Here is an 8,509-nt window from a genome sequence, read left to right on the forward strand (position 1 = left end):
AAACCTTTTATTCTGGCTAAATATCGAAAGATTCAGGTTTGTAGATGTAACCCTGATATCCGTCGAAATGATAATCTTTCAAAACGTCCAATTGTGCTTCATTTTCTACGCGAGTTGCAATAACTGCGACGTCTAAATTATGAATTGTGGTACATAAAGAGCCGACAAAATACGCATCATCTTTATTGCTTAACGCCATTTGTGTATAGGCGTGGTCAATTTTTACATAATTTGGATGGATTGATTGTAAATAACTTAGCGATGAGAAGTTACGCCCTACTCTGTCAACACCAAACTGCACCCCCAACAATTTAAATTGTTCGCACAATACTTCGATACGCTCTTTATTGTAGATAACACTTTCTTCACTGAATTCGAAACATACATTATCGGTAATGTCTTTGTTTTGATTCATTTGGCTGATTAGCCACTCAATAAAGTCGTCACTTTTTAATGCACTCGCGGTTAAGTTAATCGCGTATTTATGTGTTGGGTTGGCGTGGATATGGCCAATAATTAAGTCGATAACCTTTTTATCAAACGCTTGGCCTAGTTCGTATTCATCTAATACGGAGATAAATGAAGCTGCATTTACTGCACCCATTTGCGCTAATTTTAATTGTGCAAATGCTTCAAAGTGGTAAGCGTTACCGCTGTTTTCAAATTCGAACACAGGCTGGCGTGAAAAACCTAAACTTGCCGAATTAATTGCTTCAACCATTTTGTCTCTAAGTTCAGTTTTTAGTATAGGCGCTTGTGAGTTTGCCACAGTTTGTTTGCATACATGCATATGGTCAACCGATTGTCGTGCTTGTTGTAATGCATTATCAACCAAACTCATTAACTGAGGTGTTTCCATAGTATGCTGAACAACAACTGCACCTATATGGTAAATAGGTTGTTCGTAAAAACTCTGGGTAAAATGCGGCGAATTTAACGTTTCGCTTAACTGATCTAATTTTTCAGCTAAAGCTTGATCATCAACGCCTTGCACTAACACAGCAAATTCACTAGCAGATAAACGACAAGTTACATGGCCATTATCTGGATTAAATACATTTTGCACTCTTTGTGCTGCGGCTTTTACTACTTCGTCTCTTTGGGTAAAACCATCACGTTTTTTAATGCTCTCTAAGCCATTTAATTCAAGCAAAAATACCGCACCGTGTGGGTTGTCGTCTAACCATGCTCTAAGCTGTCGATTAAAAAACGATCTATTACCTAATCCTGTGGTCGCATCTTGGAAAGCTTGTTGTTTAAGTTTGTCATGCAAGCGCGCTTCTTCATTAAACTGATCGCGCAATTTATCTGTCATGCGGTTTATCGCTTCAGTTACTTGGCGAAGCTCTAAGGTTTTTGGCAGTTTTAATGGCTGACCGAAATTACGTTCTTGAATTTGCTGAGCTTTTACCTGAATGCGATTCAAAGGCGCTAACAGTACTCGAATACCAAAAGCGGTAAAGGAGATCACCGCAACAGATAAACCACCAATCCACCAACACATAGCAATAAAAGCGTTCCAAAGTTGCAAATAGGCAAAACCTGGATGTCCGGCTATTTTTAAAGTTGCTGCTTGCATCCAGCCGTCAGTAATTATGGTTTCTTGCTCTGGGATTTTTAATAGGTCTAAACCGATAAACCAGCTAGGCACACCTTTCACCGCGACTGGGTTAGTTTTTACAATACGGCTATCATCCTGATAAATTTCTAATTCTATACGCTCGTAAAAACCACCGTCAAAATAGGTGTTGATTGTGCTATCTATCATAACTTTGTCTTCAGCTTGTAGGTGTGGCTGCAAAGCCATACTCATAGACGTTGACGTGTTATTTAAATCTGATTCTAATTGATTGGCTAAATAGCTACGAGTTGATTGAAACTCTAGCCATAATACCCCGACCAAGTTGACCGAGAAACATACAATTATCACCAATAATATTTGTCGAAACAAAGTCATAGTGCACCTGTTATTGTTTAAATTCTGCTAATTGGTAGCGTTTACTTAAGTTATCCCAATGATCAAGCCGTTCAGAACTGCCAACTAGCTGACCTTTACCTTTTTGTTTGTTTAACCACAGTTGTTGACCGTTAAAGGAAAATATTGGCACTAAGTCGCGGCGTTTAACTGCTGGCTTAATTTCACCATCTAAATTATCTAAAATTAACGGCATAGATTTGGGTGTTTCGTAATAAGCTAACACCATGTGGAATTGGTTGAGTTTAACCGCTTTTACATAGGTTAAACGTAGCTTGTTTATATCAACCCCAAGCTCTAGAAGTGTGAAATATTTAGCTATGGTGAAGTCTTCACAGTCACCCGCTCTATGGCCAATAAATTCTAGTGGGGTTGCCCAATAGTCTTCTTGCTTCCATAGTTTGATATCATCAACAAATTCAAATAAATTGAAAAAACGATTCACACTTTGCAGTTTTTGCTGATCAGTCGCTTGCTGTTGTTGTTCGATAATATTGCGCCATGCTTGAGTGCGTTTACCAGCATCCTCACCATATTGTGATTGCATTTTACTGACTAATTTGGCGACATTGAGTTGTTCTACCGCACTGGCGCATAAAACGCCTAGTGCAGTGAGCAAAATGAAATAATGAATTTTGAATCGCTTACCAACCCAATGCTTCATGATCTTGTGTTGGTGCTGGCGTAGTCTCAAGTGCGTCTTCTTCCATGATGTAAATATGCCACTTAAGTTTAGCCTGAGTTAAAATTGTTTGCGCTGAAATTTCGATACGCGTGTCGTCTTCACTGGCAGCTTGCTGTTCAGTGTACTGATAAACCAATTCAACACGGCGATTTTTATTCTCAGCTTGTGGTGACACAGGTGAGACTAATGGTGCTTTTTCACCTAAGGCTTTCAGTTTAACTTGGCTGGCTGATAACTCCATAATACGCGTTAATAAATGCATAATTGCATCAGCCCGACGCTGGCTCAATTTTAAGTTGTAATCGTCTTCACCACTTTGTGAGGCATGACCACCAATATGGATAACCCCACCTTTATTAGCTTTGTATTGACGAATAAATTGCGCGATTTTTTCTTGTTCAGATAGTGGAATAATTGCACTGTCATGGTCGAAGTACAAAATATGCGCTTGTTCACTTGGCGTTTCAACTTCACCTGAGTCGGTTACCCTTTTGTACACTTTGCCCGCATGAGTTAATGTCAGCTCGTGGTACAACTCTGGGTATTGGTTGTTAATATACGCAACTATATTGTCGGTTCGTTCAACAAAATACGGATTTTGCGCTTGTTCTGAATTGAGCTTTATCGCCCAAGTGTTTTCTTGAGATAAATTTTGTAAAAACTCATCTAATGCTAATTTAGCAACATCATTTAGTTCAACTTCTTGATATGGGAAATAAATACGACTTTGGCGATTTTGTTCTGTCTGTACTTGTTCAGAGCAGCCATAATTATTTACTTCACGTTTTGCTATGGTTTCATCACATAACTCTCGTGCCGCAATTACCCCGTCTTTATCTGCATCATGTAATCTTTCATAAGCGACTTGTGAGATATTCTGCCAACTTTGTGTCTCTGAATTTTCAGGTAAATTAAAAGTTGAACAGGCTAACAAACTTGTTTGCAAGAAAAACAAGCCAATCAATTTATACTTAGTCATGATCAACCTGCCAATATTCTTGAGGGTTAATCTCTAAACTTTCTAATAGCCTACCCATTGAATTAAGCACACGATATTGAGCCACTGTGTAACTAGATTCGGCATTAACGTGAGACTTTCTCGCTTCAAATAATTCGTTTTCTGTATCAAGTAAATCAAGCAATGTACGGCGGCCTAAGTCGAATTGTTTTTTATACGCTTGTTGAGTAATGTAACTTTGCTCGACGTGAATTTGTAAAAATTCTAACTGTTTCCTTAAGGATTCTTTAGCTTGCCAAGACAATTTAGCCCCTTCGATAACTTCACGCATGGCTTTTTCTTTAATATCTTTTGCTTGCTCTACTTGGTAAGCCGCATTAAGTTCGTTGTGTTTGTCGCGCCCACCTCTAAATAGGTTGTACGACAATACAATATCTGCACGTAATTCATCTCGTAGCGAATTGTCAGCCCCACGGTCGTCAACTCGAGATTTCGACACCTCTAAGGTTACACGAGGATAATAACCCGAGCGGGTAGATTCTAATTGAGCTTGTGTGGCTGATATATCAGCGCTGGCTAAAAACAAGGTTGGGTGATTACTGCGAGACGCTCTTAATACGTCGGCCAAGGTGCCGGGTATTTTCACCATGTTCACTTTTGGCTCTACCAAATCAGTTGGATATTCACCAATAACGGTTTGATAAAGCGCGATTGCATCTTGCAAGTTATTTTCTGCAGCGAGTGCATTGGCTTGCGCACGCGCTAAACGCCCAGTTGCTTGCGAAAGCTCTGAATTTGAGCCTAAGCCACTGTCTGAGCGAACTTTAATTTGCTCAAATATATCTTGATGCGATTGTAAATTTTTTTGCGACAATTCATATAATTCTTGTTCGCGCAATACTGCTACGTAAGCATTGGCTGCATCTAACGCTTTGTTTTCTGCAGTTTCTTTTAACGCAAAAAATTCTGAACGCATTTCTTGCTGATTGCGCTCAATTTCTTTGGACGAAAAGAAACCATCAAACAAGATTTGTTGCAAAGATAAACTATATTCAATTGGTTTTATTTGTTCTTTTTCAATGCCTGCGCGAGATTCTGGGGTATTTTGTTTACCTTGGCCTATGTTTGCACGTAAATCTATTGTTGGTAACCAAGCACCTTGCGCACTTTGGTGCACATGATGGGCACTTTTATACCTATGATATGCGGCTTTGAGTTCAGGATTAGTATTGAAAGCAGTTGCGACCGCTTCTTCAAGCGATTTAGCATAAGCAGGCACATGCAAACATGCGCCTGATAAAACAACAGAAACAACGCATTTGATAAAATTATTCATTTATTTTAATTGGTCTCCACAATTTTATCTTTCTCGCATTGCGTTTTGTTTCGCTCTAACTATTGGTTTAAGCAGATAATCTAACACGGTTTTTTTACCAGTCAATACATCTACACTTGCAGTCATACCCGGAATGATAGGTAAAGGGTTATTATTTTTGTCTAAATAACTGTCCTCAGTCCGCACTCTAATTAGGTAAAAGCTGTTTTCTTTTTCATCTTGTATAGTATCGGCACTGATATGCTCAACTGTACCTTTTAGTCCACCATATATAGTGAAATCGTAAGCGGTTAACTTGATAACAGCCGGTAAACCTGGGCGCAAAAATGCAATGTCTTTAGGGAGTATTTTTGCTTCAACCAATAAACTGTCGGCCAATGGCACAATTTCAATTAGGTCCATGCCAGGCTGAATAACCCCACCAACCGTATTAATATTAATGGTTTTAATTGTGCCTTTAACTGGTGAAAATACATTAGTTCGTTTTAATCTATCTTGGCTAGAAACTAAAGCTTCGTCTAATGGCGTCAGTTCACTTTCTGCTTTGGCTAATTCTTTTTGAACTTCACTTCTAAATTTCAGCACCACTTCTGTGCGCTTATTTTCCATTTCTTCAACTTCAGCGCGAATTTTTGGCCGTAACAACTGCAAGCTAGACAATTCACCTTTTACATCATTAGCTGCTCGTTCAAGTTTGATTAATTCAACTTCGGATACCACACCACTGTTTGCTAGCGGGCGTGTCATATCTAGCTCTTTACTAACCAGTTGATAACTGCGCTGTGCATGGTCTATTTTTGATGCTAACTCAGTTAACTGTTGTTCTTTTTGTGTTACTTGCTGATCGAGTATTTTAACTTGGTTGGCTAAATTACGAATACGCTCTGCATACAAGGCTTTTTGCCGATTGATTAACTCTGGGTAAGCTTGTGCATTTGCAAACTCCAATGCAATAGGCTGAATATTAAATTGGTTGTTGTCGGTTTCTATGCTTTCTAGTTCAGCGCGCAAGCGGGTAATGTCAGCTTTTAAGCCATAAGCATGTGCTTGCTGCTCACGGTATTCTGACAAAAATCTCGTTTCATCTATGCTAAGCAGTTTATCACCAGGGTTAACGACATCCCCTTCGCGGATAGAAACTTCTTTGAGTATGCCACCTTCTAAGTTTTGGATAATTTGTACTTGTTGCGACGGAATAACTTTACCTGCACCAACTGTTACTTCGTCTATTTCGGCAAACGCCGCCCACAATAAAAGAGAGGTTAAAAAACCACAAATTAAATAAAGCGCTTGGCGTGTGCGCTTGGGTGAACTTAACAATAACGCAGCGTTGATATCGTTAATATAGTTGATTTCGTTTTCTTTGATTGACTGTTTCATTTTTACGCCTGCGGTGCTTTTACATTGCCACTACGCAGTTGTTGCATAACATGCTGTGTTGGCCCATCTATGACTATTTGCCCACGCTCAACAACAATAACGCGGTCGACCAATTCTAACATCGACATTTTATGGGTGATGAGAATAAAGGTTTTGTCTTTTGCTAATAAAGATAACTGCTGTTTGACCTTCATCTCGGAAAAATTATCCATATTAGAGGTTGGTTCATCCAAAACTAATACTGGTGGATTAAATAATAGTGCTCGCGCTAGTGCGACGGCTTGACGTTGACCGCCAGATAAAAATGCACCACGCTCGCCGACTTGCCTGTCTAATCCATCAGGGTCGGTGTCGGTAAACGCTGTGACACCTGCAAGGCGAGCCGCTCTTAATATTCTTTCATCTTCAACATGCGGCACACCCAAAGTGATATTGTCGCGAATTGAGCCATAAAACAAATTGATGTCTTGTGGCAAACAACCGATTTTTGAGCGTAAATCAGCTGGGCTGATTTGGTTTATGTCGATCCCGTCGATACGGATTGCACCTTCAGTCGGCTGGTAAAAACCTAGTAGGAGTTTTTCGACGGTGGATTTACCCGCGCCAATTCGGCCGATGATTGCGACTTTTTCTTTGGCTTTGATATTAAAGTTAAGATTTTTTAACACCTTGGTTTCACTTTGTGGGTAGGCAAATGAAACTTGGCTAAATTCAACTTGGCCATCTAAATAAGGACGATGCAAATATTGCTCAACCGACTCATCCGGTAATTGCATTATTTCGTCTAAGGTTTTTAACGCTGATTCAGCTTGATTATAGCGAGTGGCCAATAGTGATATTTGGCTAAATGGCTGCATAATGCGGTTGCTTAACATCACAGCTGCTATCAGTGCGCCCATACTAATGTCGCCTTCGATAATTAAGTAAACACCAATTACCACAACAATAACTGACGACAATTGCTGCATAAATGCACTAAAAGATGAAACTGTAGTAGCGAGTTTTTTAATACCTAAATTCCAACTTGAAATATTGCCGTTTACCTCTTCCCATTTTTGTTGGAACTGACTTTCAGCACAGTTTAATTTCAAGTTTTCTAAACCACTAAGTGATTCAATTAAATGCGCGTTTTTCATTGTGGTATAGCGGCCACCTTGTTCAACCAGAATACGCATTTTGTGTTTTACCCAAGCTGAATAAGCCAGCATCACAATAATGGCAACCAAGGGTGCAATGGCAATAGGCCCTGCAATAATGGCAACAACAGTTAAAATAATCAGTGAAAATGGAATATCGATTACAGTTGCAATAGTTGCCGAGGTAATAAAATCACGAATAGAGTCAAACTCTTGAATATTGCGCGCAAATGCCCCAACTGATTGAGGTTTTGACGCCATATTCATGCTCAGCACTTTTTCAAATATTCGGCTAGAGAGCAGTACGTCAGATTTTTTTGCGGCTAAATCAAGTAAGTAGGAACGTGATTGTTTGAGCGCAAAATCAAAAACCATAACAACTATCATACCTATGGTCATAACCCATAAGGTATCGAGTGCTGAGTTTGGTACGACCCTGTCATACACATTCATCACAAATAATGGTGTTGCAACTGCGATTAAGTTGATAAAAAACGCCGCGAATAATGCATCACGATATAAAGGAATATTTTCTTTGAGCGTGCTCCAAAACCAATGGCCATCTTTGGTTTTTAACACTTCAGGAGAACGTGCATCAAATCGATAGCGCTTTTTTAACAGTACGCAATAGCCTGTGTACTGTTGGCTTATCTGTTCAATCGAAACTTGATCAACCCCATCTGGTAATTCTGGCCAAGCTATCTCTGCTTTATCGTCTTTGTAACTAATTAATACACAGGCTTTGTTATTTTCTAATAATAAAATGCACGGCAATAATAAATTAGAGACATCAACTAATGGTTTTTTAACGATTTTGGCATCTAAGCCTGCGCGACTAGCGGCTCGTGGTAATAACTGCGGTGTTAGAAGTCCGTTAACTAGCGGTAATCCTGCACCCATTACTTGTGCGGAAAAGGGTTTACCATAATATTTACTGACAAAGGTTAAACAGCCTAATAATGGGTCTGTTTGTTCTGCGGCAAGTTGCAGGTCTTCATGTTGTTGTTTTTGTTGTTGACTGTGCTCCTGCATAAAGGGG

6 protein-coding genes are annotated in these 8,509 nt (G+C 39.5%); all 6 read right to left on the minus strand.

Annotated features, from left to right (window positions below; translation table 11 throughout):
* Positions 1-16 precede the first annotated feature (16 nt).
* Genes ACMZOO_RS03520 through ACMZOO_RS03545 form a run of 6 tightly spaced genes read right to left on the minus strand, consistent with a single transcriptional unit; the run spans position 17 to position 8,502 of the window.
* Positions 17-1,957: a bifunctional diguanylate cyclase/phosphodiesterase gene (locus tag ACMZOO_RS03520; RefSeq protein ID WP_440905416.1), complete on the minus strand. Its 1,941-nt coding sequence runs from the start codon at positions 1,955-1,957 to the stop codon at positions 17-19.
* A 10-nt stretch (positions 1,958-1,967) separates the two neighbouring features.
* Positions 1,968-2,639 carry a transglutaminase-like cysteine peptidase gene (locus ACMZOO_RS03525; RefSeq protein ID WP_440905417.1) on the minus strand — a complete coding sequence of 224 codons (672 nt, stop codon included), beginning with the start codon at positions 2,637-2,639 and terminating at the stop codon, positions 1,968-1,970.
* On the minus strand, positions 2,620-3,639 hold the full coding sequence (locus ACMZOO_RS03530) for an OmpA family protein (protein ID WP_440905418.1): 1,020 nt from the start codon (positions 3,637-3,639) through the stop codon (positions 2,620-2,622). Before ACMZOO_RS03530 ends, ACMZOO_RS03525 begins: the two co-directional genes overlap by 20 nt.
* Positions 3,632-4,954, minus strand: a complete 1,323-nt coding sequence (locus ACMZOO_RS03535; protein WP_440905419.1) for a TolC family outer membrane protein — start codon at positions 4,952-4,954, stop codon at positions 3,632-3,634. The genes ACMZOO_RS03530 and ACMZOO_RS03535 overlap by 8 nt, the downstream gene beginning before the upstream one ends.
* 24 nt (positions 4,955-4,978) lie before the next feature.
* A complete protein-coding gene (locus ACMZOO_RS03540) occupies positions 4,979-6,334 on the minus strand; it encodes an HlyD family type I secretion periplasmic adaptor subunit (RefSeq protein ID WP_440905420.1) in 1,356 nt (451 codons plus the stop codon).
* 2 nt (positions 6,335-6,336) lie between these two features.
* On the minus strand, positions 6,337-8,502 hold the full coding sequence (locus tag ACMZOO_RS03545; RefSeq protein ID WP_440905421.1) for a type I secretion system permease/ATPase: 2,166 nt from the start codon (positions 8,500-8,502) through the stop codon (positions 6,337-6,339).
* Between the last annotated feature and the right edge of the window lie 7 nt (positions 8,503-8,509).

This window comes from Catenovulum sp. SX2 (genome assembly GCF_052056295.1).
Lineage (GTDB): Bacteria > Pseudomonadota > Gammaproteobacteria > Enterobacterales > Alteromonadaceae > Catenovulum.